25 protein-coding genes are annotated in these 26,366 nt (G+C 67.9%); 9 read left to right on the forward strand and 16 right to left on the reverse strand.

Going from position 1 to position 26,366, the window contains the following annotated elements:
* Positions 1 to 157: 157 nt before the first annotated feature.
* Entirely contained in the window at positions 158 to 1,060 is a 903-nt protein-coding gene (locus ABE424_RS16595; RefSeq protein ID WP_346491751.1) for a LysR substrate-binding domain-containing protein, read from the forward strand.
* On the opposite strand, the gene ABE424_RS16600 is transcribed toward ABE424_RS16595, so the two are convergent.
* Together ABE424_RS16600 and lepB are read right to left on the reverse strand one after the other, a co-directional pair.
* Positions 1,050 to 2,324, reverse strand: a complete 1,275-nt coding sequence (locus ABE424_RS16600) for an MFS transporter (protein ID WP_176990207.1) — start codon at positions 2,322 to 2,324, stop codon at positions 1,050 to 1,052. The two genes, ABE424_RS16595 and ABE424_RS16600, sit on opposite strands and share 11 nt — an antisense overlap.
* A gap of 132 nt (positions 2,325 to 2,456) precedes the next feature.
* Positions 2,457 to 3,089, reverse strand: coding sequence for a signal peptidase I (lepB, locus tag ABE424_RS16605; protein WP_346491752.1), 633 nt, complete (start codon positions 3,087 to 3,089; stop codon positions 2,457 to 2,459).
* A gap of 178 nt (positions 3,090 to 3,267) precedes the next feature.
* Between lepB and ABE424_RS16610 the strand changes: the two genes are divergently transcribed.
* Positions 3,268 to 3,678 (forward strand): hypothetical protein, encoded by a 411-nt coding sequence (locus tag ABE424_RS16610; RefSeq protein WP_046272279.1) that lies wholly within the window; start codon positions 3,268 to 3,270, stop codon positions 3,676 to 3,678.
* Positions 3,679 to 3,681: 3 nt separating this feature from the next.
* On the forward strand, positions 3,682 to 4,131 hold the full coding sequence (locus tag ABE424_RS16615; protein WP_046272278.1) for a 3-dehydroquinate dehydratase: 450 nt from the start codon (positions 3,682 to 3,684) through the stop codon (positions 4,129 to 4,131).
* A gap of 243 nt (positions 4,132 to 4,374) precedes the next feature.
* Here ABE424_RS16615 and dcp read toward each other — a convergent pair whose 3' ends face one another.
* The 3 genes from dcp to arfB form a co-directional block, all read right to left on the reverse strand.
* Positions 4,375 to 6,531, reverse strand: coding sequence for a peptidyl-dipeptidase Dcp (dcp, locus tag ABE424_RS16620; RefSeq protein ID WP_346491753.1), 2,157 nt, complete (start codon positions 6,529 to 6,531; stop codon positions 4,375 to 4,377).
* Positions 6,532 to 6,677: 146 nt separating this feature from the next.
* Positions 6,678 to 7,238: a lysophospholipid acyltransferase family protein gene (locus ABE424_RS16625; protein WP_346488516.1), complete on the reverse strand. Its 561-nt coding sequence runs from the start codon at positions 7,236 to 7,238 to the stop codon at positions 6,678 to 6,680.
* A 46-nt stretch (positions 7,239 to 7,284) separates the two neighbouring features.
* Positions 7,285 to 7,716, reverse strand: coding sequence for an alternative ribosome rescue aminoacyl-tRNA hydrolase ArfB (arfB, locus tag ABE424_RS16630; RefSeq protein WP_121044396.1), 432 nt, complete (start codon positions 7,714 to 7,716; stop codon positions 7,285 to 7,287).
* 156 nt (positions 7,717 to 7,872) lie between these two features.
* Between arfB and ABE424_RS16635 the strand changes: the two genes are divergently transcribed.
* Complete coding sequence (locus ABE424_RS16635; RefSeq protein WP_346491774.1) at positions 7,873 to 8,403, forward strand: DUF2059 domain-containing protein; 531 nt, start codon at positions 7,873 to 7,875, stop codon at positions 8,401 to 8,403.
* Between the two features lie 44 nt (positions 8,404 to 8,447).
* On the opposite strand, the gene ABE424_RS16640 is transcribed toward ABE424_RS16635, so the two are convergent.
* The 3 genes from ABE424_RS16640 to ABE424_RS16650 are packed head-to-tail and all read right to left on the reverse strand — an operon-like array spanning position 8,448 to position 11,487.
* Positions 8,448 to 9,194 carry a pseudouridine synthase gene (locus tag ABE424_RS16640; RefSeq protein ID WP_346491754.1) on the reverse strand — a complete coding sequence of 249 codons (747 nt, stop codon included), beginning with the start codon at positions 9,192 to 9,194 and terminating at the stop codon, positions 8,448 to 8,450.
* Entirely contained in the window at positions 9,191 to 10,849 is a 1,659-nt protein-coding gene (ubiB, locus tag ABE424_RS16645; RefSeq protein WP_019184870.1) for a ubiquinone biosynthesis regulatory protein kinase UbiB, read from the reverse strand. The genes ABE424_RS16640 and ubiB overlap by 4 nt, the downstream gene beginning before the upstream one ends.
* Entirely contained in the window at positions 10,846 to 11,487 is a 642-nt protein-coding gene (locus tag ABE424_RS16650; protein ID WP_176990214.1) for an SCP2 sterol-binding domain-containing protein, read from the reverse strand. Before ABE424_RS16650 ends, ubiB begins: the two co-directional genes overlap by 4 nt.
* A 127-nt stretch (positions 11,488 to 11,614) precedes the next feature.
* Between ABE424_RS16650 and ddlA the strand changes: the two genes are divergently transcribed.
* Entirely contained in the window at positions 11,615 to 12,721 is a 1,107-nt protein-coding gene (gene ddlA, locus ABE424_RS16655; RefSeq protein ID WP_346491755.1) for a D-alanine--D-alanine ligase, read from the forward strand.
* Positions 12,722 to 12,802: 81 nt separating this feature from the next.
* Here ddlA and ABE424_RS16660 read toward each other — a convergent pair whose 3' ends face one another.
* From ABE424_RS16660 to oleC, 3 genes are all read right to left on the reverse strand, one after another.
* Positions 12,803 to 12,958 carry a DUF1328 domain-containing protein gene (locus tag ABE424_RS16660; RefSeq protein WP_019184873.1) on the reverse strand — a complete coding sequence of 52 codons (156 nt, stop codon included), beginning with the start codon at positions 12,956 to 12,958 and terminating at the stop codon, positions 12,803 to 12,805.
* 63 nt (positions 12,959 to 13,021) lie between these two features.
* Entirely contained in the window at positions 13,022 to 14,032 is a 1,011-nt protein-coding gene (gene oleD / locus ABE424_RS16665; RefSeq protein WP_346491756.1) for a 2-alkyl-3-oxoalkanoate reductase, read from the reverse strand.
* Positions 14,029 to 15,684 (reverse strand): olefin beta-lactone synthetase, encoded by a 1,656-nt coding sequence (gene oleC / locus ABE424_RS16670; RefSeq protein WP_346491757.1) that lies wholly within the window; start codon positions 15,682 to 15,684, stop codon positions 14,029 to 14,031. Before oleC ends, oleD begins: the two co-directional genes overlap by 4 nt.
* A gap of 118 nt (positions 15,685 to 15,802) precedes the next feature.
* Between oleC and ABE424_RS16675 the strand changes: the two genes are divergently transcribed.
* Positions 15,803 to 16,231 carry a YkgJ family cysteine cluster protein gene (locus ABE424_RS16675; protein ID WP_346491758.1) on the forward strand — a complete coding sequence of 143 codons (429 nt, stop codon included), beginning with the start codon at positions 15,803 to 15,805 and terminating at the stop codon, positions 16,229 to 16,231.
* A 72-nt stretch (positions 16,232 to 16,303) separates the two neighbouring features.
* Here ABE424_RS16675 and ABE424_RS16680 read toward each other — a convergent pair whose 3' ends face one another.
* From ABE424_RS16680 to ABE424_RS16695, 4 genes are all read right to left on the reverse strand, one after another.
* Positions 16,304 to 17,194: an alpha/beta fold hydrolase gene (locus tag ABE424_RS16680; protein WP_346491759.1), complete on the reverse strand. Its 891-nt coding sequence runs from the start codon at positions 17,192 to 17,194 to the stop codon at positions 16,304 to 16,306.
* A gap of 81 nt (positions 17,195 to 17,275) precedes the next feature.
* The gene (locus ABE424_RS16685) at positions 17,276 to 18,292 is read right to left on the reverse strand and encodes a 3-oxoacyl-ACP synthase III (RefSeq protein WP_019184878.1); all 1,017 of its coding nucleotides are present in this window, start codon (positions 18,290 to 18,292) and stop codon (positions 17,276 to 17,278) included.
* 112 nt (positions 18,293 to 18,404) lie between these two features.
* Positions 18,405 to 18,722, reverse strand: coding sequence for a DUF4156 domain-containing protein (locus tag ABE424_RS16690; RefSeq protein ID WP_176990219.1), 318 nt, complete (start codon positions 18,720 to 18,722; stop codon positions 18,405 to 18,407).
* 127 nt (positions 18,723 to 18,849) lie between these two features.
* On the reverse strand, positions 18,850 to 21,741 hold the full coding sequence (locus ABE424_RS16695) for a pitrilysin family protein (protein WP_346491760.1): 2,892 nt from the start codon (positions 21,739 to 21,741) through the stop codon (positions 18,850 to 18,852).
* 342 nt (positions 21,742 to 22,083) lie between these two features.
* On the opposite strand from ABE424_RS16695, the gene ABE424_RS16700 reads away from it, so the two are divergent.
* Both ABE424_RS16700 and trmL read left to right on the forward strand, forming a co-directional pair.
* A complete protein-coding gene (locus ABE424_RS16700; protein WP_346491761.1) occupies positions 22,084 to 22,575 on the forward strand; it encodes a hypothetical protein in 492 nt (163 codons plus the stop codon).
* Between the two features lie 43 nt (positions 22,576 to 22,618).
* Positions 22,619 to 23,098: a tRNA (uridine(34)/cytosine(34)/5-carboxymethylaminomethyluridine(34)-2'-O)-methyltransferase TrmL gene (trmL, locus tag ABE424_RS16705; protein ID WP_319210824.1), complete on the forward strand. Its 480-nt coding sequence runs from the start codon at positions 22,619 to 22,621 to the stop codon at positions 23,096 to 23,098.
* Between the two features lie 73 nt (positions 23,099 to 23,171).
* Here trmL and ABE424_RS16710 read toward each other — a convergent pair whose 3' ends face one another.
* The gene (locus ABE424_RS16710; RefSeq protein ID WP_346491762.1) at positions 23,172 to 24,335 is read right to left on the reverse strand and encodes an acyl-CoA dehydrogenase family protein; all 1,164 of its coding nucleotides are present in this window, start codon (positions 24,333 to 24,335) and stop codon (positions 23,172 to 23,174) included.
* A 284-nt stretch (positions 24,336 to 24,619) separates the two neighbouring features.
* Between ABE424_RS16710 and ABE424_RS16715 the strand changes: the two genes are divergently transcribed.
* Positions 24,620 to 26,296, forward strand: a complete 1,677-nt coding sequence (locus tag ABE424_RS16715; RefSeq protein ID WP_346491763.1) for an electron transfer flavoprotein-ubiquinone oxidoreductase — start codon at positions 24,620 to 24,622, stop codon at positions 26,294 to 26,296.
* The last annotated feature ends 70 nt before the right edge of the window (positions 26,297 to 26,366 follow it).

Raw genomic sequence — 26,366 nt, forward strand, 5'->3', positions numbered from 1 at the left:
GACTAAGCGGCACTGGCTTCATGGCAGGTAGCTGAGATGCAGCTCGTCCCCGCGAACCATCTAACTCGACTGTCGTGACTCATCGTTCCCTTTCCAAGCCACACCCCCCTATCGGTTGTATTGGAGGCTCCTGTGTGCGGAAGGCCATAATCTCCCCATGTCCATCGAACTCCGCCACCTGCGCTACTTCCTGGCCGTCGCCGAGACGCTGCACTTCGGTCGGGCGGCCGAGCGGCTGGGGATGTCGCAGCCACCGCTCAGCCAGCAGATCCGTCAGCTGGAAACGCTGCTCGGCGCGCGGTTGTTCCTGCGTGCGAACCGCCGCGTGGAACTCACCGACGCCGGGCGCGTGCTGCAGGAACAGGCGCGCGAGGTGCTGGCGCGGGTGGAGAGCGCGATCGATCTGACCCAGCGCGCGCAGCGCGGGGAAACCGGTGAGCTGCGCATCGGGCTGACCCGGGCGACGCCGCTGTCCACGCAGATTCCGCGTGCGATCTTCGCCTACCGCCAGCAGTTCCCGCAGGTGCAGTTGAAGCTGCGCGAGATGAACACCCTGCAGCAGATCGATGCGCTGATGGCCGGCGAACTGGATGTCGGGTTGATCCGCAAACGTGCCCTGCCCGCGCCGCTGATGTCACGCAAACTGTTCAGTGATCCGCTGGCGCTGGTGGTGCACGACCAGCATCCGCTGGTGCGTGATCTCCCCGCCGATGCGGCGGTGGCGCTACGGCTGTTCGCGCATGAGCCGTTCGTCGGTTTCCTGCGCGAGGTCGGCGCGGGCATCCACGATCATTTCATCGCGTTGTGCCGCAGCGCCGGCTTCACGCCGCGCATCGTGCAGGAAGCCGGGGAAGCTTCGACGCTGATCAGCCTGGCGGCCTCGGGCCTGGGCGTGACGGTACTGCCCGCCTCGTGCAGCCATATCCAGGTGGACGGGGCGCGCTTCGTCGCGCTCAGTGATCGTGCCGCCAGTTCGGAAGTGCACGTCGCCTGCCGGCGGGGTGCGGCGTCGCCGTTGATCGGGCACTTCACCCGTCTGCTGCAGGGTGTCAGCGGCTGAGCGCGAGCGCGGCGGTGCCCGGTTGCACGCGTTGCCCCAAGCGCCAGGCGATCACGCCACCGGCCACGGTCAGTACGCCGACGAAGCCGCACACGCCCAGCCAGTCCCAGTGCGTGTAGAACACGCCGCCGAGCACACCGGCCACGCTGGAACCCAGGTAGTAGGCGAACAGGTACAGGGCGGATGCTTCGGCCCGCATCGCACCGGCGCGGCTGCCGACCCAGCTGCTGGCCACCGAGTGACCGCCGAAGAAGCCGAACGTGACCAAGGCGATGCCGGCGGCCATGCAGCCCAGCCACGGCATCGCCAGCAGCACGATGCCCAGCGCGATCAGCCCGTAGCAGATCGCCAGCACGCGGCTGCGGCCATGGCGGTTGGCCTGCTGCCCCATCCAGGCCGAGCTGAAGGTGCCGACCAGGTACACGCTGAAGATCAGGCCGACCACGGTCTGGCTGAGGCCGTAGGGCGGCGCCAGCAGGTGGAAACCGAGGTAGTTGTAGAGGGTGACGAACACGCCCATCAACACGAAGGCGGTGGCGAACAACCACGGCAGGCCGGGATCGCCGAACAGACTGCGCCAGCGCGCGGGCAGTTCGCGCAGGCCGCCACGGCGGCGCTGGAAGTGGCGCGACGGCGGCAGCTGGATCCACAGCAGCACGGTACTGAGCAGCGCGATCAGCGACACCACGCCGATACCCCAGCGCCAGCCCCAATGGTCGGCCACGATGCCCGCGATGAGACGACCGCTCATGCCGCCGATCGCGTTGCCGCCGATGTACAGGCCCATCGCCAGGCCCAGCGCGCGGCTGTCCATTTCTTCGGCGAGGTAGGTCATGCCCACCGCCGGTACGCCACTGAGCGCGATGCCGAGCAGCGTGCGCAGCACCAGCAGCGTAGTCCAGTCATCCACCATCGCCGTGGCGACGGACAACACGCTGGACGCCAGCAGCGCCGCGACCATCACGCTGCGGCGCCCGATGCGGTCGGAGATCAATCCCGCGATCAGCATGGAGACCGCCAGCAGACCGGTGGTCAGCGACAGGGTCAGCGCACTGTTGGCCGCGGAGACACCGAAGTGGCGACTGAATTCGGGCAGCAGCGGCTGCACCGTGTAGAGCAGCCCGAAGGTGGAGAAGCCGGCCAGGAACAGCGCGGCCGCCGTGCGCCGGAACGCCGGGGTGCCCTGATGGATCTGGTCGCCGGCCGGCGCTGCGGTGGTGGTCGGGGGGCTGCGGTCGGGAACCGCTGCGGTGTCGCCATTCATGCCGGTAAGGCCCGCGTGGACGGGCCGGAGCGAGGAGTCAGCGCTCAGGATAGGCAGCGCGGACAGGTCGATCCATAACCTGATAGGTCTGGATCGAGACGATCCAGATATCGATTCAGATCACGGCCGGGATTACAGCGCCTGCCACGTCAGGCCTTCGCCGCGCCGGTAGTAGACGTGCGATGCCTTGCCATACAGCGCGCTGGCCTGGACCAGGCCGAAGAAGCGGCCGTCGGCGCTGTTGCCGCGGTGGTCGCCGAGCATCAGCACCTCGCCCGCCGGGACGGTCAGCCCGGTGATGTCGGGCCCGCCGCCCTGGCCCAGATCCAGCTGCGCCAGATGTTGGCCGAAGTCTTCGATTTCGCCGACGCCGGCCTGGGCCAGCGGATGGCCGTTGATGCTCAAGTGGCCGTCGTGCAGCTCGACCCGATCCCCGCCGACCGCCGCGATGCGCTTGATCAGGCGGGTGCCGTCCTGCGGCGAATCGAATACCGCCACGTCACCGCGCTGCGGCTGGCCGGTGTGCAGCAGCTCCACCGAGGTGAACGGCAGGCGCACGCCGTAGGCGCGCATGTCCACCACCACCCGGTCGCCGGGCATCAGCGTGTGCTGCATCGAGCCGCTGGGCACCTGGTAGTGGTTGGCCAAGGTGTCGCGCGCCGCCGCGAGCAGGCCGAGCATGACCAGCAGCGGCAGGGCTTCTTTCTTGAGCCAGCGCAGCAGGCGGTGGTCGGCGGGGGCAGAGGCGGCGGCGGGGGTGGCCATACGGGCGCTCCAGGGAGTGTGTGGCTGTGACCGGACGGGAGGCGGGCAAGTTCCCTGGCCAGGTCCGAAAAAGCTACGCACTGTTTACGCCGGGCCGGCCGGGTCGGCATCGCGGTTTTACGGGGCGCGGCCGCATCGTGGCGACACCGCGCCGAAGGGCGCTTCGAAGAGACGCTCCATGACCATCCTGCTGATCCGGCATACACCGTCGAACGCCGTGCCGGACGCGTCGCCGCTGCCTGCGCGGGTCGCCGGGCACCGCCTGGCCTGCCGCGACTGCGACTCCCTGCCGGCGCTGGTGCGCTGCCTGCAGCGTGCCCAGCGCAGCCGTCCGGCGCTGGTCCTGATCGCCACCGCGGCGGTCGATGCACCGCAGTGGGCCCGTTATGGCCAGGCGCTGCGCACCGCGCTGGAGGATCTGCCGGCGCCGTACATCGAGATGGCCAGCAACGACGACGACGCGCTGGACGAGCACCTGCATCCGCAGCATGCCCCGGCCGCGCGGGTGGTGTGCAGCAGCGGCCGCCAGGATGCGTGTCGCCTGTCGTTGGCGATCGCCGCTCATCGCCTGCAGGCCGTGGAGGGCTGAGCCATGTCGATCTTCATCATCCGTGGGCCGGAAGCGGCCGGGCAGCTGATCCGTACCGCGCAGCCGCTGCCGGCGCTGGTCCTGAAATCACTGGTGCATCGCGCGATCGATGCGGGCACCACGGTGGCGATCCGCGCCTGCGGCTCGGAGCAGGAGCTGCTGGATGCGCTGCGCGTGGCCGATCACAGCCGCGGCGAAGTCACCCTGCTCGATCCCGGTGCGTGCGTGGACAGCGCGCGCCTGCAGCGTCTGCTGCCGCATCTGCACAACGCCTACGTGGAAGTGCACGACGACGACGCGCGCGCCCCCGAGGCGTGCCTGCCGGCGGACGTGGGCCAGCGCATCGGGGTGGCGCGCGGATACTGCGCGCAGAGCTACATGCACGCGCTGGAGATCGCGCTGGATCACCTGGGGTGCAGTGAGATCGCCGAAGGCGTGCACGTAGGGACGTGATGCGCGGGGTCGGTGGGGCGGGCGCTGGGCCCCTATGCCCTTGGAGGCGAAATAAAGGGGGAGGGGGCGGCCGCAGGCCGACGCCGGAGGACATTCGCCGGAAAGGGCATAGGGGCCCAGCGCCCGACCCAGCGGAGCAGCAGCCCCAAAAAAAACGGCAGGGTTTCCCCTGCCGTTTTCGTTTCAGCGTGTACCGGTGGCAGGCGTACCGACCAACGGTCGGTACCTACCGGGATGCCGCGATTATTTCAGGCCACGATTGACCAGCAGCGGTTCCACCGACGGATCCTTGCCGCGGAACTCGCGGTACAGATCGGCCAGCTCCACGCTGTTCCCGCGCGAGAGGATCTTGTCGCGGAACACCTGGCCGTTCTCCGGGGTCAGGCCGCCGTTCTCCTTGAACCACTCGAAGGCGTCATGGTCGAGCACTTCGGCCCAGAAGTAGGCGTAGTAGCCGGACGAATACCCGCCACCCCAGATGTGATCGAAGTAGCTGGTGCGGTAGCGCGGCGGCACCTGCGGCAGGTCCACCTTGAACTTCTTCAGCGCGGCCGCTTCAAACGGGGCGACGTCCTGCAGCTTGGCGTCGGCCGGCTGAGTGTGCCAGGCCAGGTCGAGCAGTGCGGCCGAGAGGTACTCGGTGGTCGCATAGCCCTGGTTGAAGGTGCGCGCCTTGAGGATCTTGTCGACCAGCGCCTGTGGCATCGGCTCGCCGGTCTTGTAGTTCTTGGCGTAGTTGGCGAAGACCTTCGGGTCCAGCGCCCAGTGCTCGTTGAACTGCGAGGGGAACTCGACGAAGTCGCGCGAGGTGCTGGTACCGGCGATGGACGGGTACTTCACTTTCGAGAACATGCCATGCAGCGCGTGGCCGAACTCATGGAACATCGTGGTCACGTCATCGAAGCTCAGCAGCGCGGGCTGGCCGGCGGCGGGCTTGGTGAAGTTGCACACGTTGTAGACCACCGGCTTGGCACCGGTCAGGCCGTCCTGTTCGACGAACACATCCATCCAGGCGCCGCCAGACTTGCTGTCACGCTTGAAGTAGTCGGTGTAGAACAGGGCCAGCGAGGTGCCGTCCTTGTCGAACACTTCGTAGACCTTCATGTCCGGGTGGTAGGTCGGGATGTCGGTACGCGGCTTGAAGGTGATGCCGTACAGCTGCGTGGCGGCGTAGAAGACGCCGTTCTGCAGCACGTTGTCCATCTCGAAGTACGGCTTGATCTGCGATTCGTCCAGGTCGTACTGCGCCTTGCGCACCTGTTCGGCGTAGAAGTCCCAATCGGAGGCAGCGAGCTTGAAGCCGCCCTTCTGCGCGTCGATCACCTTCTGCATTTCGCTGATCTCGCCACGCGCCTTGGCGGTGGCGGCCGGCACGGTGTCGGTCAGCAGCTTGAGCGCGGCGGCCGGGGTCTTGGCCATCTGGTCGGCCAGGCTGTAGGCGGCGTAGTTCTCGAAGCCGAGCAGCTTGGCCTTCTGCGCGCGCAGCTGGGCCAGGCGCTGGATGGTCTCGCGGGTGTCGTTGGCGTCGCCCTTTTCGGCGCGGGTTTCCGAAGCCTTGAGCACGGCAGCGCGCTGCTCGCGGTCGCTCAGCGAGCCGAGCACCGGCTGCTGGGTGGTGTTCTGCAGCGGCAGCAGGTACTTGCCCTCGAGGTTGCGGGCCTTGGCATCGGCGGCGGCGGTGTTGATCGCATCCTCGTCCAGGCCGGCCAGCTTGGCCTTGTCATCGACGACCACGGCACCGGCGGCGGTCGCGGCGACCAGGCGGGTGTGGAACTGCGTGGCCAGCGTGGTTTCTTCCACGTTGAGCTTGCGCAGCGAGGCCTTGTCGGCATCGTTCAACTGCGCGCCGGCGCGCACGAACTCCTGGTAGTCACGCTCGACCAGGCGCTTCTGCACCGGGTCCAGGCCCAGCGCGTCGCGCTGGTCGTAGATGGTCTTGATGCGGGCGAACAGCTTCGGGTCGAGGTTGATCTCGTCCTGGTGCTCGGCCAGCTTCGGAGCGACTTCTTCCTGCACCTTCTGGCGTGCATCGTTGGTGTCGGCCTGGACCAGGCCGAAGAAGATGCGCGACACGCGGGTCAGGGTCTCGCCGCTGCGCTCCAGCGCTTCGATGGTGTTGTCGAAGGTGGCCGGCTCGGGGTTGTCGGCGATCTTGCGGACTTCGGCCAGGTGCTGCTTCATGCCTTCGTTGAAGGCCGGCAGGTAGTCACCGTCCTTGATCCTGTCGAACGGCGGCGCCTGGAACGGCAGCGTGCTGGCGCTCAACAGGGGATTGGCGGAGGCATCGGCCGGCTGCTGGGTCGGGGCGGGCTGGGTATCGGTCACGGGGGTGGACTCCTTGCCGGAACAGGCCGCCAGCGCCAGGCTGATGGCAGCGGCCAAAACTACGGTACGCGACATGAAACGGGCTCCTTGGATGAGGGCGCGGGACGGAAAATCCCGCAGCCGATCACCCTACTCCCAAAGCCCGCAGGCGGCATGTGCCGGTCGTGGCGCCTGGCTGTGCGGGGCGTGGGGGCTATCCCGCCCGACCCGCGCGGCGGCGCTCAGACGGTGCCGCGGGTCTTGCCCTGCCAGGGGCGGTAGTACGCGCGGATCGCGGCCATGTCGGCCACGTCGTTGCCGGTGGGATGGAACAGCGGGCCGATGCCGATGGTCTTTTCCGGGTAGTGGAAATAGGCGGCCAGCACCGGCACGTCGGCCATGCGCGCGATCTTGAGGAACCCGGCCTTCCAGTGCTGCACGGCCTTGCGCGTGCCCTCCGGGGTGATCGCGTACCACAGGCGGTCCGAGCCGCGGATCAGGCTGACCGCCTGCTCGACGGTGCCCTGCGGCGAACTGCGGTCCAGCGGGATCACGCCGAGCCTGCGCAGCAGCGGGCCCAGCGGCCACCAGAACAGCGAGGCCTTGCCCAGCACCTTGACCTGCATGCCCAGCGCGATCTTGGCCGCCATGCCCCAGAAACCGTCCCAGTTGGACGAGTGCGGGGCGATGATGAACACCACTTTGGGCACATCGGGCAGGGTGCCGGTCACTTTCCAGCCGCCCAGGCGCAGCGTGCAGCGGGCCAGCCAGCGGAGGAAGCGGTTCGGTTTGACCTGCGGCATGTTCGGCGGAACCACCGGCAACAACGGACTTCGGTTGTTCAAGCAATCACTCCCAATTGCGTGTGGTGCGCCCGCGCTTGATCTGCGCGCGCCCCTTTTTGGCGTCCAGACGACGCAGTTTCGACCCGTAGGTCGGCTTGGTGGCCACGCGTGCCTTGGGCACGCTCAGCCCCGCCTGGATGAAGGCGGCCAGTCGATCGCGCGCGTCCTCGCGGTTACGGTCCTGGGTTCGGAAACGCTGTGCATCGATGACCAGCACGCCTTCGCCGGTCATGCGCCGGTCGCGGCGGGCCAGCAGGCGCGCGCGCAACGGCTCGGGCAACGAAGGCGAGCCGGCGACGTCGAAGCGCAGTTCGACGGCGGTGGAGACCTTGTTGACGTTCTGGCCACCGGCGCCACTGGCGCGCACGAATCGCTCGACGAGTTCCGTGTCCGGAATCGTCAGGTGCGCGCTGATGGTGACTGGCCCGTTGCCCATGGGCGGCATTGTAAGGGGAGGACCCGCCGGCCGGGGGACTGCAACGTGCGTGGATATCGTCGATAACGTCCTCAATTACGGCCTGATGACGCCATCGCAGGTATTCTCCGCAGTCCACGCAACGCAGGATGCTCCGCCATGTCCCTGATCCGCACGATGGCCCGCCGCGGCCTGACCCGCCTCACTCTGGCCCTGGTCCTGGGCCTGGCCGCGATCGCGCCGGCCCTGGCCGCACCGCCCTCGGATGCCGACATCAACCGGCTGCTGGCCGCGTCGCGCGCGCAGAGCATGCTCGATACGATGCTGCCGCAGATCGAGGCGATGCAGCGCCAGCAGTTCCAGCAGGTGGCGCAGCAGCGTCAGCTGGACGCGACGCAGCAGGCGCAGCTGCAGCGGATCGAGCAGCGGACCAGCCAGACGGTGCGCCAGGCGCTGTCCTGGAAGGAGCTGCGGCCGATGTACGTGGATCTGTACAAGCAGACGTTCAGCAAGGAAGACGTGCTGGCGATGGCCGAGTTCTACGAGAGTTCGGCCGGGCAGAGTCTGTTGGACAAGACGCCGGCACTGATGCAGAACGTGATGGTGGCGATCCAGGCCAAGATGCAGCCGCTGTTCGTGGATCTGCAGAAGGACCTGGAGGCGATCGTGAATGAGCCGGCGCCGGCGGCCGCGCCCGCCAGGAAGTAACCGGTAGCGCCGACCGCTGGTCGGCTATCGCGCGGCATCAGGCGTCAGGCGAGTTCCCAGCCAAACAGATCCATGGCCTTGCGGAACTCGCCGTCCACCGGCGCGCTGATGTCCATCGGCGTGCCATCCGGATGCGGGAAGCGCAGGCGCTCGGCGTGCAGGAGCATGCGGTGGATGCCCTGCATGCGGAAGCTGCGGTTGTGGCGGCCGTCGCCGTGGCTGGTGTCGCCGATCAGGTGATGCGAGAGGTGCTTGAGGTGGCGGCGGATCTGGCGGAAGCGGCCGGTCTGCGGCTGGCAGCGCAGCAGGGCGTAGCGTGAGGTCTCGAACTCGCCCATCGGGATGGCGATCTCGCCCACGGCGACGCGCTGGAAGTGGGTGATCGCCTGCTTCTTGACCGGTTTGCCGGGGCCGCCATCGAGGTCGTGGTCGACGGTGAAGGCGTCTTCGGCCGGCCAGCCGCGGCAGATCGCGAGGTAATCCTTGGTGACGTCGCCGCCCATCAGCGATTTGCCGAGCACGCTGGCGCTTTCGCGATCGAAGGCGAGCAGCAGGCAGCCGCTGGTGGCGCGGTCCAGGCGGTGGACGAGGAAGATCGGCTTGCCAAGCTGTTCGCGCAGGCGGTCGGCGAGGAAGTCGTCTTCGCCCCGGGCGAGCTTGCTGTCGTGGACCATCAGCCCGGCGGGCTTGTTGACCACGGCAAGCTGGTCGTCGAGGTACAGCAGCTGCAGGGGAGGAAGCGCCGCGGGCGGCTCGGCGAGGGCCTCTGCCTGCAGCTCGAGGGCGCTCATCGGCGCCACCAGGCACTGGCCAGCGAGAACACGCCCGCCGCGCCGGTCACCCAGCTCCACACCGGGGCATCGCCGAAGTACCAGCCGCCCGGCTGCAGGCCGTACAGCACCGCGGCGACGATCATCAGGCCGACGCCGGCGATCGCGGCCACCGCGCGCTTCTGCAGCTTCTGCACGCTGACATTCAGCGCGGCCAGATCGCGCGAGCGCATCGACAGTTCGTGGTCGCCTTCCACCTGCTGGCGCAGCCAGGCGTGGACCAGGCGCGGCATGTCCGGCGTATGCGTCATGATTTCGGGCAGGCGCTTGCGCACTTCCTTGAGCACGCGGCGCGGGCTGTAGCGCTCGCGCAGGATGCGTTCCAGCACCGGCCGCGCGACCGCCCAGATATCCAGCTCGGGATCGAGCTGACGGCCGACGCCTTCGATGTTGAGCAGGGTCTTCTGCAGCAGGATCAACTGCGGCTGCAACGTGAGCTCGTAGCGCTGGGCCACGCGGAACAGCTTGATCAGCACCTCGGCCAGCGAGATCTGCGACAGCGGGCGGGTGAAATAGGGTTCGCACACCGAACGCGCGGCCGCTTCGAGTTCATCGATGCGCACGTTGTTGGGCATCCAGCCGGCTTCGACATGCAGCGCGGCCATGCGCCGGTAATCCTTGTTGAAGATGGCCATGAAATTCTCGGCCAGGTAGTACTGATCTTCTTCGGAGAGCTGGCCCATGATGCCGAAGTCCAGCGCGATGAAGCGCGGGTTGTCGCGGCGCGCCGGATCGGTGTCGACCCAGATGTTGCCGGCATGCGCATCGGCGTGGAAGAAATTGTCGCGGAACACCTGGGTGTAGAACACCCGCACGCCCTTGGCGGCCAGCGCCTTGCGGTCGATGCCGGCCTTGTCCAGCGCGACGATGTCATCCGACGGAATGCCCCACACGCGCTCAAGGGTCAGCGCGCGCTCGGCGGTGTGGCTCCAGATCACTTCCGGTACGTACAGATCGTCCGAGTCGATCCAGTTGCGGCGCAGCACGCTGGCATTGGCGCCTTCGCGCTGCAGGTCCAGCTCGGCGGCCAGGGTGTTCTCGACCTCGGCGACCACTTCGCGCGGGCGGATCTTGTCGGCGCGCGGGTGCGCGCGTTCGATCAGCGCGGCGGCCGACTTCAGCAGCGCGATGTCGGCGTCGATCTGCTTTTCAATGTCGGGGCGCAGCACCTTGACCACCACCTGGCGGCCGTCGGCGAGCGTGGCCGCGTGCACCTGTGCGATCGATGCCGAGGCGAGCGGCTGCAGGTCGAAGCTGGCGAACGCTTCGCTGACCGGGCGGCCGAGCGCGCGCTCGACGATGGCCTGCGCGGTGGCGCCGTCGAACGGCTTGACCCGGTCCTGCAGCAGGGTGAGTTCGTTGGCCACATCGGCCGGGATCAGGTCACGGCGGGTGGAGAGGATCTGGCCGAACTTGACGAAGATCGGGCCGAGGTCCTGCAGCGCCAGGCGCAGGCGGGCCCCGCGCGACTGTGCGGCGATGTCGGCCGAGGCACGCGGCACGAACGGCTTGGCCAGGCGCAGCCAGCGCTCGGCCGGGGTGCCCTGGAGCAGATCGTCGAGGCGGTAGCGCAGGATGATGCGGCCGATGCGGCTGGCCCGGAAGATCGCCTTCATGCGCCCACCTGCCGCAGGCGCTGCACGCGCACGGCCAAGCGTTCGACGTCATCACGCATCACGTCCACATCGTCGTGGAAGGCATCCAGTTCTGCTCGCGGTACCACGTCGCGCGACTCCTCGGTGACAAATTCAGCGGCGCTGTGCGCTAGGTCGGACGCGCCGCGGCGGGCGTGCTGCAGGGCCGAGCGCAGGGCGTTGGCGATCTGCACGCCCATCACCTCGCCGAACACGCGCACGAACGGCTGCTGCCAGTCCGGATCGAAACGGGTCGCCAGCTGCTGCAGGCGGCGGGCCAGCTCGGCATCGCCGGAGACCTTGACCCGCCCGGCCGGCGCGTCGCCGCCGCGGCGTGCGTTGGCCAGGAACGGCAACTGGGCCAGCACCCCGCCCAGCGTGCTGCGCACGGCCAGGTCCGGCTCCTGCTGCGGATCGACCGGACCGACCGTGAGGCGTTCACCGTCCACCCCGATCCGCATCGCCAGCGCGGGCGATTCCAGGGTCAGGGCGATGTGGCGGCCATCCAGCGCGGCCAGCGCGCTGCGGGTGTCCGGGTCCAGCGCCAGCGCGCGGTTGAGCGTGAGCTGCAGCGCATTGCCGGCCAGCGGCTTGAGGGAAGAGAGCAGGGAACGGGCCATCAGCGCATTCTACCGCGCCCCCTTGAACGACGGGCGGCGAGCGCGACGACACGGCAGAGGGTGTTTGCCGGGCACCGACTCGGTTCATGCTATGGCGCCCAACACAGCGGCAGGAGCGGCAACAGGCATGGGCAAGACCCGGGTAGGCATCATCTTCGGCGGCCGGTCGGCCGAACACGAGGTTTCGCTGCAGTCGGCGAAGAGCATTCTCGATGCCTTGGACAAGGAGCGTTTCGAGGTCAGCCTGATCGGCATCGACAAGCAGGGCCAGTGGCACGTCAGCGACCCGCATGACTTCCTGCTCAACGCGGGCGATCCGGCACGGATCGCATTGCACCGCTCGGGCAATGCGGTGGCGGTGCGGCCGGGCCTGGAGCGCCAGCAGCTGGTCCCGACCGATCCGGCCACCGCGCTGGAGCAGATCGACGTGGTGTTCCCGATCGTGCACGGCACGCTGGGCGAGGATGGCTCGCTGCAGGGCCTGCTGCGCATGGCCAACCTGCCCTTCGTCGGCTCCGGCGTGCTGGGCTCGGCGGTGGCGATGGACAAGGACGTGGCCAAGCGCCTGCTGCGCGATGCCGGGCTGGCGGTGGCGCCGTTCGCCTGCTTCAACCGGGTCACTGCGGTCCACGCCGATTACACCGCGCTGGTTGCCGAGCTGGGCACGCCGCTGTTCGTGAAGCCGGCCAACCAGGGCTCCTCGGTGGGCGTGAGCAAGGTGCGTACCGAAGCGGAATTCCATGCCGCGCTCGCGCTGGCACTCTCGTTCGATCACAAGGCGCTGGTGGAATCGGCGATCGACGGCCGCGAGATCGAATGCGCGGTGCTGGGCAACGAGCACCCCGAAGCCAGCGTCTGTGGCGAGGTGGTCGTGCACGATGATTTCTATTCCTACGACACCAAGTACATCAGCGAAACCGGTGCGGACATCGTGGTGCCGGCGGCGATCACGGCGGCGCAGCAGGCCCGTATCCGGGACATCGCGGTGCAGGCCTACCAGGCGCTGGACTGTGCCGGCCTGGCCCGGGTGGATGTGTTCCTGACGCCGGCCGGTGAGGTGGTGATCAATGAGATCAACACGCTGCCCGGCTTCACCCGCATCAGCATGTACCCGAAGCTGTGGGCGGCCAGCGGCCTGGATTACACCGCGCTGATCACGCGGCTGCTGGAGCTGGCGATGGCCCGGCATGCGCATGAGCGCGATCTGCAGAGCTCCATCGCAACGACGGCCTGAGCATCGTTGCCGATGTCAGGCCGTCATGGTTTCCGCTGCGCGTCCCACGCCGGAGAGAGGTGGCGTGGGACGCGCGGGACACTAGGTCCGCTTGCGGAACATCGACACCACCGCCAGGATCAGGAAGACGACGAACAGGATCCAGGCGACGTTGCTGGCGGCGCCGGCAATGCCCGAGAAACCAAGTACCGCCGCGATGATGGCGATGACAAAAAAGATGACGGCGTAATGCAGCATGTCGACCCTCGCGTTGATGCGTGCCGGAGTTGGCGTGGGGCCATGTTCACCAACCTGCGGTGTTCAGGGAGTGATGGATTCCTGTGCGTTCGATGAAGATGCCAGCCGGACCAGCCCTTCTTCGATGCTGACCCGGGGCACATAGCCGAAGTCGCGGCGAGCAGGTTCCATGCTGTACCAGTGCGGGGTGCACAGCTGCTCGGCCAGGAAGCGGGTCATGGGCGGCTCGCCACGCAGGCGCAGCAGCGGCCACAGCCGCTCGCAGACCGCGCCGATCCGGTAGGCCGCCTTGAAGCTGATCGACTTCGTCACCGGCGGCGCATGCACCGCGGCCAGCAGCTTGTTGAGCAGCTCGCGCATCGGCAGCGGCTCGCCGTTGGAAATGAAGTAGGCCTTGCCGGCGCAGGCCGCCCCCGGCGCGAGGTGCTCCAAGGCCAGGAAGTGGGCGAGCGCGGCGTTGTCGATGTAGGTGGTGTCGACCTTGTTCTGGCCGTCACCGACGAAGCGCAGGCGGCCGGCGCGGGCACGCTCGGCCAGGCGTGGCACCAGCTGCTGGTCGCCCGGGCCCCAGATCAGCCGGGGGCGCAGCGCGATGGTGGCCAGGCGTGCATCGTTGGCCGCCAGCACGCGCTGTTCGGCGATGGCCTTGGTGGCCGCGTACGGTGCCTGGAAGTTCTCGCCGTAAGGCACCTCGTCCGCGCCGAGCCCTTCGACCGGGTGGGTGGCGCGGTGGGTCACGCTGGGCGTGGAGGTGTAGACCAGCCTGCCGACGCCGTGCGCACGGCAGGCCGCGATGACGTTGTCGGTGCCGACCACGTTGGCCTGGTGGTAGCTGTCATAGCTGCCCCAGGCACCGGCCTTGGCTCCGTTGTGGAAGACCGCATCGACCCCGGCCACCGCGTGCATCACCGCCTGCGCATCGGCCAGGTCACCGCGGATCTGGCCCACCCCCATCGCCTGCAGCGCGGGATAGTGGCCCCGGTTGAACGCCAGCACCTGGTGTCCGCGCTCGATCAGCCCCTTGCACAGGGCCTGGCCGAGGAATCCACCGCCGCCGGTCACGAGGATCTTCATGCGCGCTGCTCCAGTTGCGTGGTGGCCCAGACCGCGAGCTTCTCGCGGCCGATCTTGGCGTTGTGGCGGATGTCGACCGGGAAGCCCGGGTGGGGCAGGAAGCGCTCGATGCGCGTGGTATGCGCGTGCGCGGCGGCCTCGCGGCGCAGCCGCTCGACCAGCGCGGGGGAATCGACGGTACCGGGCAGCAGCTCGTAGCACAGCACCGGCACCTGCCGGCCCGGCGCACCCACGCCGACCAGCGCGGTCCGGGCGATGCCATCGAGCGCGTTGAACACCGGCTCGACCTGCTCGGTGTAGAGCGGGCCCTGCGCGGTTTCCACGCGCTGGGTCTTGCGCCCACAGAACCACAGACGGCCCTGCGCATCGAAGTAGCCCACATCGCCCATCCGGTGCACGACCCGCGTGCTGCCCTCGGCCAGGGTCTCGGTGATCTTCGCCGCGGCGGTGGCCTGCGGGCGGTTGAAGTAGCTGTCGGTGGCGGTCGGGCCGGCCACGGTGATCTCGCCGACCTCGCCGGTACCCAGCACGCGGGCCTGCGACCAGGCCGGCAGCGGCGCGTCGTCGATGGCGATGATGCGCACTTCGTTGGGTGCGACCACGCGGCCGACGCAGGTGCCGGCGCCGGCCTCGGTGGCCTGGCGGGTGTTCTCCAGCTCACGGCCTTCGATCACCGCGACGGGCAGGCACTCGGTGGCGCCATAGGGCGTCCAGAACTGGGCGTCGTCGGGCAGCAGGCGGCGGATCCGCGCGACCACGTCGGGCGGCACCGGCGCGCCGGCCGAGGTGACCCGGCGCACGCTGGGCAGCGGCTGGCCATGGTCGGCCAGCACCCGCATCAGCGCCGGCGAACCGAACAGCTGGGTGACGCCGAAACGGGTGATCGCGTCATGCAGCTTGCGCGGATCGGCCTGGGCCGGACGGGTCGGGTCCATGTCCGGGATCACCGAGGTCAGCCCCAGCGCCGGATCGAACAGCGCGAATGGCGGGAAGGTCGGCAGGTCCACCCCACCCGGCTCCATCCCGAAGGCGGCGCGCAGCAGCTCGACCTGGCCGACGAAATGACGGTGGCGGTAGACCACGCCCTTGGGCACGCCGGTGGAGCCGCTGGTGAACAGGATCGCGGCGACATCCTCGCCATCGGTCGGGGCCAGCGCAGGGGGCACCGTGGCGCCCTGGGCTTCCAGCCGGGCCAGGGTGGTGCCACCCCAGCCCCAGCGGCGGCCGACGGTCACCAGCAGGCGCGCGGAGCGGCACCAGCGCAGCACCAGGCGCGCCACGTGGGCCAGGCCGATGCCGATGAAGGCCTCCGGCTGGGCCTCGTCCAGGCACTGTTTCAGCGCGCGCTTGTCGATGCCGGGGTCGACCAGCACCGGCACCGCGCCGTTCTTGAACAGCGCGAACATCAGCAGGAAGAACTCCGGCGAGGGCCGCACCATCACCACCGCGCGCACGCCGCGGCCGATGCCGTGGGCCGCCAGGCCGGCCGCCATGGCATCGCTGCGGGCATTGAGGGTGCGGTAATCCAGGGTGACGTCATAACGCGCCATGCCGCCGGGCCCGGGCTTGCCTGGGCAGCGGATGGCGATCTGGTCGGGGCGTTCACGGGCCAGCTCGGGCAGGCGCGCGGCGATATTGATGGCGCTGTTCATCCGTTCATTGTCGCCGCTGCAGAAAATTCTTGCGCGCCGGCCGTTGGCGTGGAAAATTCGCGGCCTTCCCACCCATCCACGCATGGCGTGGTTCTACGCGTCTCCAGCCGGTGCCCCCATGCCCCATCCCTGCCTCACCTGCGGCGCCTGCTGCACCCAATACCGTGTGGCCTTCCATTGGATGGAATCGGACGAGGTCACCCCCGGTGGCGTCCCGCACGAGCTCACCCAGGTGCTGGACCCGCACCGGCTGTGCATGCGCGGCACCCTGTCCAAGCCGGTGTACTGCGTGGCGCTGGATGCGGAGATCGGGGTGTATTCGCGCTGCAGCATCCATCCCAGCCGCCCCAGCGTCTGCCGTGAGGTGGATGCCTCGTGGGAATACGGCAAGGCCAGCCCGCAGTGCGACAAGGCGCGCGTGGCGCACGGCATGCCGGCGCTGACCCTGGCCGACTGGCGCTGGCGGGACGAGGCGGGCAATGACGATGATCATCCCGATGACAACGGGAATTCCCCGGCGCCGCCGCAGGCACCGATCGCGGCGTGACGCGTACCGACCAACGGTCGGTACCTACCGGATCGACGCTGGGCAGGTGACGACCGTGGGTCGTCACGCCGGTCAGATCGGGTTGCGATCCAGGAACGCGCGGATCTTCGGCACCAGCACCTCGTGCTTGTCTTCCAGCACGTAATGCCCGGCATCCTCGAAGGCATGCACTTCGGCCTGCGGCAACGCGGCCTGGAAGCCCTTCAGGAAGTGGTGGTCGAACACGAAATCGCGCAGGCCCCAGCCGATGAAGACAGGTCGGTCGGCGTACGACGGCAGCGTCTGGCCGGACCGCTCCAGCAGTGACCAGGCCTTGTCAGCCGGGGTCAGCGGGATGTCCTGCATGAAGCGGATGGTGCTGATGCGGTTGGCGTAGCTGTTGTACGGCGACACGTACGCGCGGCGCACGTCCGCCGGCATCTTCCGTTCCACGCCCAGCCACGAGGCACCGGACGAGAAGGCGTTGAAGGTGCGGATGATCCACTCGCCCACCTTCCAGTGGCGGCCCAGCGCGATCTGCCACGGCATCGTCTTGGCGGCCGGCATCGGGAAGGCGGCGGTGTTGAGCACCACCAGGCGCTTGACCTGGGCATGGTGCGAGAGCGCCCAGCCGAAGCCGATCATGCCGCCCCAGTCGTGCACGGCCAGGGTCACCGGGCCGGTGATGCCCAGGTGCGCGAGCAGCGCATCCAGATCGTCCACGCGCGACTGCAGGGTGTAGTCGTAGTGCGCGTCATGGGGCTTGTCCGACAGGCCCATGCCGATATGGTCCGGCACGATGCAGCGGTAGCTGTCCGACAAGCCGGCCACCAGGGTGCGCCAGTAATAGCTCCACGAGGGGTTGCCGTGGACCATCACCACCACCTCGCCATCGCGCGGGCCTTCGTCGAGATAGTTCATCGACAGACCGGGACGCACCTCGAAGCGGTGCGGATGGGCGGGGTAACCGGGCAGCTGGGGCATGCAAACGCACCTGTGAAAAGGGCCGGCAGAACCGGCCCTTGATGTTCAATTCCAACGCCGCAGCAGGCTGCGGCGAGTGGTTTACCAGACCACTTCGGCCATCGAGCAGTTCAGGCCCGAGCCGATGCCGAGCAGCGCGATGCGATCGCCCTTCTTCAGCTTGCCCAGCTGCTTGAGCTTGCTCAGCACGATCGGCACCGAGGCCGGGCCGATGTTGCCGTGCTCGCCGAAGATCGTCATCACCTTCTTCGGGTCGATGCCGAAGTTCTTGATGAAGGCGGCGGTGTGCGGCTGGCTGACCTGGTGGATCACGAACTGGTCCAGTTCCTCCACGGCCCAGCCCAGCGCTTCGCGGGCGGCGACGAAGGTCTTCTGTGCCAGCTTGATGCCTTCGATCAGCAGCATGCGGGTGTCGGTGACCATGCGGTCCAGGTTGCCGCGGCACAGCTGGTTCCACTCGGTGGCCGAGCGGGTCACGCCACCGCGGTAACGCGGGGCATCGGGCACCAGCTCGGTGCGCGCCATGACCATCGCCGCGGCACCGCAGCCCAGGGTCAGGGCGGCCATCTCGTTGCGGAAGTCATCGGCGGTCACGCCCGGCAGGGCCATGCGCTCGAGGGTCTTCTCGTACACCAGGTTGGCGGTTTCACCGTCGACGATCAGCGCGTAGTCGATCTCGCCGCGTTCCAGCATGCGGGCGGCGATGTCCATGCCGTTGATGAAGGCCAGGCAGGCATTGGCGACGTCGAAGGTCATGCATTCGTCGCCGACCCCCAGGTTGCCCGAGACGATGCTGGCCGTGGACGGCTCCAGGTAATCGCGGCTGACCGAGGTGTTGACCAGCAGGCCGATCTTGTCGGCGCCGATCCCGGCGTCTTCCAGTGCCTTGCGGGCGGCCAGCGTGGCGGCGTCGGAGGCCAGCATGTCGGCATCCCACAGGCGACGGGCATGGATGCCCGCGATGTCGCCGAGCACGTCGGTACGGATGCCAAGGCGATCCAGCGTCGGCTTCAGCCGTTCGTTGATTTCCTTGGACGTCAGCGTGTGCGGCGCGTCGATGTGCGCCAAGCCGGCGATCGAGACATTCTTGAAGAGCATCAGTTAGCGCCAAGGCTCAGGCAAAGGGGGCGTTATTGTAAGCCGGCACGGCTTTCACCGCACCTTTACGAATTCACGCCCGGGCGTATGGTCCGGGCGCGGTGTGAAGGGTTCAGCGTGGCGGGCACTGGAAGGCCAGGAAGCGCTGGCTGCCATCGGCAGGCAGGCCCGAGGCCTGCACGGCGTTGGCACCGGCACTCGGCGCCTCGTTGCGGGCCAGGGTTTCCAGCTCTTCCTGCACGCGCAGCGGGTTGCGGTTGTAGAAGGCGACCTTGCTCTTCACGGTCACCACCACCTCGCCCTTGCTCTGGCAGCCGCTGGGCGCAGGGCCGGCCGGCAGCACGCGGACCGTCTTCCCGGACGACTCGATCGGTACCCAGGTACAGGCGGAAACGCTGAGGATCAGGGCGGACAGAAGCAGAATGCGCATGGACAAGGCCTGGCTGGAATACATGAGGGAGTGTGCGGGAAACATCTGAATCGGGGGTGATCAGGTGCCGGGACAGCTCCCGGCACCCGATGTGCTGGCCGGCGCGGTGGCCGGCCAGCGGTCGGCATCACCGAGCCTTGGGCTTCGCGGCCGCCGGAGCGACCGCAGCGGCCGGGGCCTGGACGGCGTTCCCTTCCGCATCGATCACCTGCACCTGGCCGAGGTTGAGCGCACGCACCGGCGCCTCGGTCTGCTTGAGGTCACCGACCACCACCCAGGTCAGTGCGTTCGGGTCCAGCGTGGCCGCGGCCTGCTGCACCTGGGCCGGGGTCATCGCTTCGACCTCGGCCTTGCGCTGGACCACATAGTCGTCCGGACGCTGGTAGCGCACGATCCCGCTGATGGTGCCCATCACCGCACTGGCGGTTTCATAGGCACCGGGCAGGCTCAGGTTCTGGATGTTGCGGATGCGGGTGACTTCCGCGGCGGTCGCCGGCTCGGTGCCGTCGGCGAATTCCGCGATTTCCTTGCGCATCTCCTTCATCGCCTCGGCGGTCTTGTCGATCTGCACCGGCGCCACGGCCATCCACGGGCGCTGGCCCAGGGTGCTGCTGGCGGAAGTGCGGGCGCCGTAGGACCAGTGCTTGTCCTCACGCAGGTTCATGTTGAGGCGCGACGTGAAGTCACCGCCCAGCACGCCATTGGCGATATCGAAGCGGGTTGCACCCGGGTCCATGGTCGACGGCACCACCTGGCTGGCGAACAGATTGGCCTGCACCGCGCCAGGCTGGTCGATCAGGTACACGCGCGACTGCGCAGGACGTGCCACGGCGACCGGGGCCTTGACCTGCGGCGCCGGGCCTTCGGCCTTCCAGCTGCCCAGCTGGCGTTCCAGCAGCGGCACGATTTCCTTCAGCGTGGTATCGCCGACCACGATCAACGTGCCCTGCTCGGGACGCAGCCAGTCGCGATGGAAACCGACCAGGTCCTCGCGGGTCATCGACTGGATGTCCACTTCATTGCCGCTGCCGGTGAACGGAATCGCATACGGATGGCCCGCGCCGTACAGCAGCGTCGGCATGACCCGCATCGCCACCGCGCTCGGGTTCACCTTTTCCTGCTGGATGCCGGCGATCCAGGTGGCCTTGATGCGGTCGATCTCGGCTTGGTCGAAACGCGGCTGGCGCAGCATGTCGGCATACAGGGCCAGCGACGGCGCCAGGTTTTCCTTCAGCGCGGACAGGTACACGCTGGTGCTGTCCAGCGAGGCGGAAGCATCGAGCTTGGCGCCCAGCGCATCGGCCGCATCGGCGAACGGCAGCGCGCCGAGCTTGCCGGCGCCTTCGGTCAGCAGGCCCATGGTGAAGTTGGCCGTGCCGGACTTGCGGCCCTGGTCGGCGGTGAAGCCGCCCGGGAATTCATAGCTGAACTGCACGACCGGGATGTCGTGACGCTCGGCCAGGATCACCTGGGTGCCGTTCTTCAACGTGGCGCGGTGCAGCGCCGGGAATTTCAGATCCGGGAAGGTCTTGGTCTGCGGCACGCCGGTGCTGCGGTCGACCTGCTTGGGCAGCGTCGTGAAGCTGGGGTCCACGGCGGGCACGGTGAACGGCTTGGGCGTTTCCGAGGGCAGTTCGGCCAGGGCAACGCGCGCGCCCGGCTCGACCACGATGGTGTGGTCGCCGATGCCCAGCCACTTGGCACCGACATCGCGCACCTGCGCAGCAGTGGCCGCATCGATGGTCGCCAGCGATTTGCGGAAGCACCCCGGGTCACCTTCGTACACGGTGCACTCGGCCAGCGCATCGGCCTTGCCGCCGAAACCACCGATGCGCTCGATGCCGCGGATGAAGCCGGCGCGGAACGCGGTCTTGCCACGGCTGAGCTCATCGGCGGTCGGACCGTCCTTGGCCAGGCGCTTCACTTCCTCATCGATGATCGCCTCGACCTTGGCCGGGTCAACGCCCTGCTTGACGCTGGCCATGATCACGAAGTTGGAGCCCAGCTGCGAGCTGTAGGCACCGGCGCTGATGTTGTCGACCAGCTTGTCCTGGTGCAGCAGGCGCTGATCGAGGCGCGAGGACTTGGCCCCGCCGAGGACCTGCGCGAACAGCTGCAGCTGGTCGATGTCGGTGGTGCCGACCTGCGCCACGTTCCAGGCGCGGTAGATGCGCGCCTGCGGCACCTTGTCGGTCATCACTTCGCGCGTGCTCTTCTCGCGCTTGGCCACGTCCACCTTGGGCTGGGCCATGCTCGGGCCGGCCGGGATGTCGCCGAAGTACTTGGCGACCTTTTCCTTCGCGGTGGCCACGTCGATGTCGCCGGCCAGCACCAGCACCGCATTGTTCGGGCCGTACCAGGTGCGGAACCAGGTCTTCACGTCATCCAGCGAGGCGGCGTTGAGATCGTTCATCGAGCCGATCACGCTGTGGTGGTAAGGGTGACCGGCCGGATACATCGCGCGGGTCAGCTTTTCCCAGACCTGGCCATACGGCTGGTTCTCGCCCTGGCGCTTTTCGTTCTGGACCACGCCGCGCTGTTCGTCCAGGGCGGCCTGGTCGATCGCACCGAGCAGATGGCCCATGCGGTCGGACTCCATCCACAGCGCCATGTCCAGCGCGGTGGTCGGCACGTTCTCGAAGTAATTGGTGCGGTCGGTATTGGTGGTGCCGTTCTGGCCGGTCACACCGACCTGCTTGAAGGGCTCGAAGTACTCGCCGTCGTGGTTCTCGCTGCCCTGGAACATCAGGTGTTCGAACAGGTGCGCGAAGCCGGTGCGGCCGGCGGGCTCGTCCTTGCTGCCGACGTGGTACCAGATGTTGACGGCCACGATCGGCGCCTTGCGGTCGGTATGCACCACCACGCGCAGGCCATTGGGCAGGGTGAACTGCTCGAACGGAATGTCGACCTTGGCCACCGTGGCCGGCTTGGCGAGGACCGGTGCGGGCGCCAGTGAGCCCAGCGCGGCGGAGAGCGCGACAGCCAGCAGCGCAGCACGCGGTCGAAGTTGGACGGTCATTCCGGTTCCTTGGTCATGAAAGTGAAGCCGGATGCTAGCGCGCCGCCCAGGCAAAAGGCATCGGCCAACAGTCATTGGGGTCGAAACGGACAGCCTGCGGGCCCTGCGGCGGACAACTGTCCGGACAGCGGACACCGTCATACCGGGGAAAACCCTTTTAAATCAACGGCGAAAAGTTGGCACGCGGCCTGCTTGGTACTGGGCAAGGGAAGCAAGGATCAAACCGAAACTGACTGGATGCTGAACAAAAGCAAGAAAGCTCAAATTGTTCTTGCAAGCCCCGAATCGGTGTACTACCTTACTACCACACCACTGCCCAACAACACTAAACAGGACCTCGCCATGAACACCAAGACTCTCGCCATCGCCATCGCCCTCGCCGCCGGTTCCGCGTTTGCTTCGTCGGTGCAGGCCGCCCCCGCCATCGTCACCCTGGAGACCGTGCAGGTCCGCCCGTCGGCCGACCAGATCGCCCAGGCCGAGGTCGAGCGCACCAGCAGCATCCCGACCCTGGCCGTCGTTGAAGTCCGCCCGACCGCCGGCCTGATCGCCGATTACCGCGCCGAACTGGCTGCCAACCGCCGCGTCACCACGCTGGCCGCCATCGAAGTGCGCCCGACCGCCGAACAGCGCCAGGCCCTGGCTGCCGAACAGACCACCGCCCGCGGCTACGTCGCCACCTTCACCGCTGCCGCCACTGCGGTGGCCAACGAAGTGATCATCAACCTGCCGACCCTGCAGGTGCGTCCGTCGCCGGCCGACCTGCAGGCCCTGGCCCTGGAAACCGCTGCTGCCGCCGCCTCGACCGCTGCCTCGACCCTGATCCGCCAGTAAGCCGTCGCTGCAGCGTCCTGCAGCCTCGGCGTACACTTCGCCGATGACTGCCACGCCCACGTTCCATGTCGTCCTGTTCCAACCCGAAATCCCGCCGAACACCGGCAATGTGATCCGCCTCTGCGCCAATACCGGCGCGCGGCTGCACCTGATCGAGCCGCTCGGTTTCGACCTGAGCGACAAGCAGCTCAAGCGCGCCGGCCTGGACTATCACGAGTACGCCCGACTGCAGGTCCATCCAGACCTTGAGACCGCCCTGCAGGTGATTGCCCCCAAGCGCCTGTTCGCGCTGAGTACCCGCGGCAGCGTGCGTTACGACACCCCACAATTCGACGATGGCGATGCCTTCCTGTTCGGCCCGGAAACCCGCGGCCTGCCCCAGGACCTGCTCGACAGCCTGCCCGACGGCCGACGCCTGCGCCTGCCGATGCAACCGGACAACCGCAGCCTCAACCTCTCCAATACCGTGGCCGTGGTGATGTACGAGGCCTGGCGCCAGCACGGGTTTGCCGGCGGGGTGTGACGTTGCGTCAGGTGTGCCGACCAACGGTCGGCACCTACCGGCTGCGTAGCACCTGACCGTTGGTCAGGTGACCTCAGAACGCGTTGATGCCGGTCAGCTCGCGCCCGATCACCAGCTGGTGCACGGTCTCGGTGCCCTCGTAGGTGATCACCGATTCCAGATTGAGCGCGTGCCGGATCGCGACGTGCTCGGTAGTGATGCCGGCGCCGCCGAGCAGGTCGCGGCACTCGCGCGCGATGTCGATGGCCATGCGGCAGTTGTTCCACTTGGCCAGGCTGACCTGCTGCGGCTGCAGCTGGCCGGCGTCCTTCAGGCGCCCCAGCTGCAATGCCAGCAACTGCGCGGTGGTGATCCGCCGCGCCATGTCGGCCAGCTTGATCTGCGCGCTCTGCGTGGCGGCCACCGGCCGGCCGAACAGCACGCGCTGCTTGGTGTAGGCCAGTGCTTCATCCAGGCAGGCCACCGCAGCGCCGATCGGGCCCCAGCTGATCCCGTAGCGGGCCTGGTTCAAGCAGCCCAGCGGACCTTTCAGGCCCTGCACGTTCGGCAGCCGGTTGCGGTCGGGCACGCGCACGTTGTCGAAGAACAGCGCACCGGTGAGCGAGGCGCGCAGGCTCATCTTGTGCTTGATCTCCTGCGTGCTGAACCCGGCCATGCCCTTTTCCAGCACGAAGCCCTGGATGCCATCCTCGGTATGCGCCCAGATGATCGCGATATCCGCCACCGGCCCGCTGGTGATCCACATCTTGCTGCCGTTGATCACCCAGTCACTGCCGTCGCGCACCGCGCGGGTCTTCATCGCCGCCGGATCGGAGCCGCCGTGCGCCTCGGTCAGCCCGAAGCAGCCGATCACCTTGCCGGTGGCCATGTCCGGCAACCAGCGCAGGCGCTGTTCTTCGCTGCCATAAGCGTAGATCGGGTACATGCACAGCGAGCTCTGCACCGAGACGAAACTGCGCAGGCCCGAATCGCCGCGCTCCAGTTCCTGGCAGATCAAGCCGTAGCTCACCGCGTTCAGTCCGCCGCCGCCGTATTGTTCCGGCAGGCTGGAGCCGAGCAGGCCGAGCGAGGCGATTTCCGGGATCAACTCGTCCGGGAAACGTCCGTCGTCGAAGGCATCGCCGATGATCGGCAGCACCCGCGTATCGGTGAAGCGCGCCACCGTTGCCTGCACCGCGCGCTCCTCCTCGCTGAGCAGCGAACGGATATCGAACAGATCGAACGGATTCAGTGACATGGCATCCCGGCAGGTGGCGGTGGAACAGGCCCCCATTGTGGTCGTTGTCGTGGAATGGGCCAAGGGAAGCGGCAATCGCCGGCACGCGCGCGACGTGCTGCACCGCAGCATCCGCGCACCGAACACGCGGCGACACCGCTGTCATCGTCGGCGATCTAGGCTTAAATGCGCCGGGCCGGTACTCTGGCGCACTGATCCAACGTTTCGCCGTGGTGTGACACGCGCGATTCCCAGGCAACCGCCGCCCGTTCAACCGCGGCACTACCCAAGAGTTACGCAGCCCCATGAGCGAAGAAATCAACGTCCTGCCCCCGCGTGAAGTGATGGAATTCGATGTGGTGATCGTGGGTGGTGGCCCTGCCGGCCTGGCCACCGCGATCCGGCTGCGCCAGCGCGCGATCGAGGCCGGCCGCGAGCTGTCGGTGTGCATCCTGGAAAAGGGCTCCGAACCGGGCGCGCACATCCTGTCCGGTGCGGTGATGGACCCGCGCGCGCTGACCGAACTGTTCCCGGACTGGGCCGAGCGCGGCGCGCCGCTGAAGCAGAAAGTCACCCGCGACGAATTCCTGTTCCTCAATGAGACGGGCTCGCGCAGCACGCCCAACGCGCTGCTGCCGGAGTGCTTCCACAACGAGGGCAACTACATCGTCAGCCTGGGCGAAGTCACCCGCTGGTTGGCGCAGCAGGCCGAGGCGCTGGACGTGGCGATCTTCCCCGGCTTCCCGGCGGCGGAAGTGCTGTACAGCGACGACGGCGCCGTGATCGGCGTGGCCACCGGCGACATGGGCATCGAGAAGAACGGCCAGCCCGGCCCCGCGTTCGAGCGCGGCATGGCGCTGCACGCCAAGTACACGGTCTTCGCCGAAGGCTCGCGCGGCCATCTCGGCCGCCAGCTGATCGCGCGCTTCCAGCTCGATGCCGGCAAGGATCCGCAGGCCTACGGCATCGGCATCAAGGAACTGTGGCAGATCGATCCGGCCAAGCACGAACCGGGCCTGGTGGTGCATGCCGCCGGCTGGCCGCTGGACAATGACACCTACGGTGGCGCGTTCCTGTACCACGCCGAAGGCGGCAAGGTCTCGATCGGCTATGTGGTCGGCCTGGACTACAAGAACCCGTGGCTGAGCCCGTTCGAAGAGTTCCAGCGCTTCAAGACCCACCCGGACATCCGCAAGCACCTGGAAGGGGGCAAGCGCATCGGCTACGGCGCGCGCGCGATCACCGCCGGCGGTTTGATGTCGCTGCCCAAGACCGTGTTCCCGGGTGGCGCGCTGGTCGGCTGCGAGGCCGGCTACCTCAACGTCAGCCGGATCAAGGGCAGCCATGCCGCGCTCAAGACCGGCATGCTCGCCGCGGATGCCGCCTTCGATGCGCTGGTCGCCGATCGCCAGCACGATGAGCTGAGCGCGTACCCGCAGGCGTTCGAGGCCAGCTGGCTGCATGCCGAACTGCTGCAGTCCAAGAACTTCAAGCAGTGGTTCAAGAAGGGCCAGACCGTGGCCGCACTGATGACCGGTGTCGAACAGTGGCTGCTGCCCAAGCTCGGCATCCGCAACCCGCCGTGGACGCTGCGCCACAGCACGCCGGACCACGCCTGCCTGGAACCGGCGTCGAAGCACGCGAAGATCACCTATCCCAAGCCGGATGGCGTGCTCACCTTCGACCGGCTCAGTTCGGTGTTCCTGAGCAGCACCAACCACGCCGAAGACCAGCCCGGCCACCTCACGCTCAAGGACGCCAGCGTGCCGGTGCGCATCAACCTGGCCGAGTACGCCGGGCCGGAAGCACGCTACTGCCCGGCCGGTGTGTACGAGTTCGTCGGCACCGAAGGGCATGAGCAGCTGCAGATCAACGCGCAGAACTGCGTGCACTGCAAGACCTGCGACATCAAGGACCCGACCCAGAACATCGTGTGGGTCACGCCGCAGGGCGGCGGCGGCCCGAACTACTCGGGCATGTGACCGGCATGGCCTGCGACCACCGGTCGCAGGCCGTCGGGCGCGGCAGTTGCCGCCGCACTGGCTATCCTGA

The organism is Stenotrophomonas sp. TWI1149, from assembly GCF_039673155.1.
Classification (GTDB): domain Bacteria; phylum Pseudomonadota; class Gammaproteobacteria; order Xanthomonadales; family Xanthomonadaceae; genus Stenotrophomonas; species Stenotrophomonas maltophilia_AA.

What these genes read in the sequence shown, in the direction of transcription:
- ABE424_RS16690 (WP_176990219.1), bottom strand. Translation starts at nt 18,722, where the DNA reads ATGCGCATTCTGCTTCTGTCCGCCCTGATCCTCAGCGTTTCCGCCTGT.
- ABE424_RS16595 (WP_346491751.1), top strand. Translation starts at nt 158, where the DNA reads ATGTCCATCGAACTCCGCCACCTGCGCTACTTCCTGGCCGTCGCCGAG.
- ABE424_RS16650 (WP_176990214.1), bottom strand. Translation starts at nt 11,487, where the DNA reads ATGGCCCGTTCCCTGCTCTCTTCCCTCAAGCCGCTGGCCGGCAATGCG.
- trmL (WP_319210824.1), top strand. Translation starts at nt 22,619, where the DNA reads ATGACTGCCACGCCCACGTTCCATGTCGTCCTGTTCCAACCCGAAATC.
- ABE424_RS16600 (WP_176990207.1), bottom strand. Translation starts at nt 2,324, where the DNA reads ATGAATGGCGACACCGCAGCGGTTCCCGACCGCAGCCCCCCGACCACC.
- dcp (WP_346491753.1), bottom strand. Translation starts at nt 6,531, where the DNA reads ATGTCGCGTACCGTAGTTTTGGCCGCTGCCATCAGCCTGGCGCTGGCG.
- ABE424_RS16635 (WP_346491774.1), top strand. Translation starts at nt 7,873, where the DNA reads ATGGCCCGCCGCGGCCTGACCCGCCTCACTCTGGCCCTGGTCCTGGGC.
- ABE424_RS16675 (WP_346491758.1), top strand. Translation starts at nt 15,803, where the DNA reads ATGCCCCATCCCTGCCTCACCTGCGGCGCCTGCTGCACCCAATACCGT.
- ABE424_RS16680 (WP_346491759.1), bottom strand. Translation starts at nt 17,194, where the DNA reads ATGCCCCAGCTGCCCGGTTACCCCGCCCATCCGCACCGCTTCGAGGTG.
- arfB (WP_121044396.1), bottom strand. Translation starts at nt 7,716, where the DNA reads ATGGGCAACGGGCCAGTCACCATCAGCGCGCACCTGACGATTCCGGAC.
- ABE424_RS16685 (WP_019184878.1), bottom strand. Translation starts at nt 18,292, where the DNA reads ATGCTCTTCAAGAATGTCTCGATCGCCGGCTTGGCGCACATCGACGCG.
- ABE424_RS16700 (WP_346491761.1), top strand. Translation starts at nt 22,084, where the DNA reads ATGAACACCAAGACTCTCGCCATCGCCATCGCCCTCGCCGCCGGTTCC.
- ddlA (WP_346491755.1), top strand. Translation starts at nt 11,615, where the DNA reads ATGGGCAAGACCCGGGTAGGCATCATCTTCGGCGGCCGGTCGGCCGAA.
- ABE424_RS16610 (WP_046272279.1), top strand. Translation starts at nt 3,268, where the DNA reads ATGACCATCCTGCTGATCCGGCATACACCGTCGAACGCCGTGCCGGAC.
- ABE424_RS16695 (WP_346491760.1), bottom strand. Translation starts at nt 21,741, where the DNA reads ATGACCGTCCAACTTCGACCGCGTGCTGCGCTGCTGGCTGTCGCGCTC.
- ABE424_RS16615 (WP_046272278.1), top strand. Translation starts at nt 3,682, where the DNA reads ATGTCGATCTTCATCATCCGTGGGCCGGAAGCGGCCGGGCAGCTGATC.
- oleD (WP_346491756.1), bottom strand. Translation starts at nt 14,032, where the DNA reads ATGAAGATCCTCGTGACCGGCGGCGGTGGATTCCTCGGCCAGGCCCTG.
- oleC (WP_346491757.1), bottom strand. Translation starts at nt 15,684, where the DNA reads ATGAACAGCGCCATCAATATCGCCGCGCGCCTGCCCGAGCTGGCCCGT.
- ABE424_RS16715 (WP_346491763.1), top strand. Translation starts at nt 24,620, where the DNA reads ATGAGCGAAGAAATCAACGTCCTGCCCCCGCGTGAAGTGATGGAATTC.
- ABE424_RS16710 (WP_346491762.1), bottom strand. Translation starts at nt 24,335, where the DNA reads ATGTCACTGAATCCGTTCGATCTGTTCGATATCCGTTCGCTGCTCAGC.
- ubiB (WP_019184870.1), bottom strand. Translation starts at nt 10,849, where the DNA reads ATGAAGGCGATCTTCCGGGCCAGCCGCATCGGCCGCATCATCCTGCGC.
- lepB (WP_346491752.1), bottom strand. Translation starts at nt 3,089, where the DNA reads ATGGCCACCCCCGCCGCCGCCTCTGCCCCCGCCGACCACCGCCTGCTG.
- ABE424_RS16625 (WP_346488516.1), bottom strand. Translation starts at nt 7,238, where the DNA reads ATGCCGCAGGTCAAACCGAACCGCTTCCTCCGCTGGCTGGCCCGCTGC.
- ABE424_RS16640 (WP_346491754.1), bottom strand. Translation starts at nt 9,194, where the DNA reads ATGAGCGCCCTCGAGCTGCAGGCAGAGGCCCTCGCCGAGCCGCCCGCG.
- ABE424_RS16660 (WP_019184873.1), bottom strand. Translation starts at nt 12,958, where the DNA reads ATGCTGCATTACGCCGTCATCTTTTTTGTCATCGCCATCATCGCGGCG.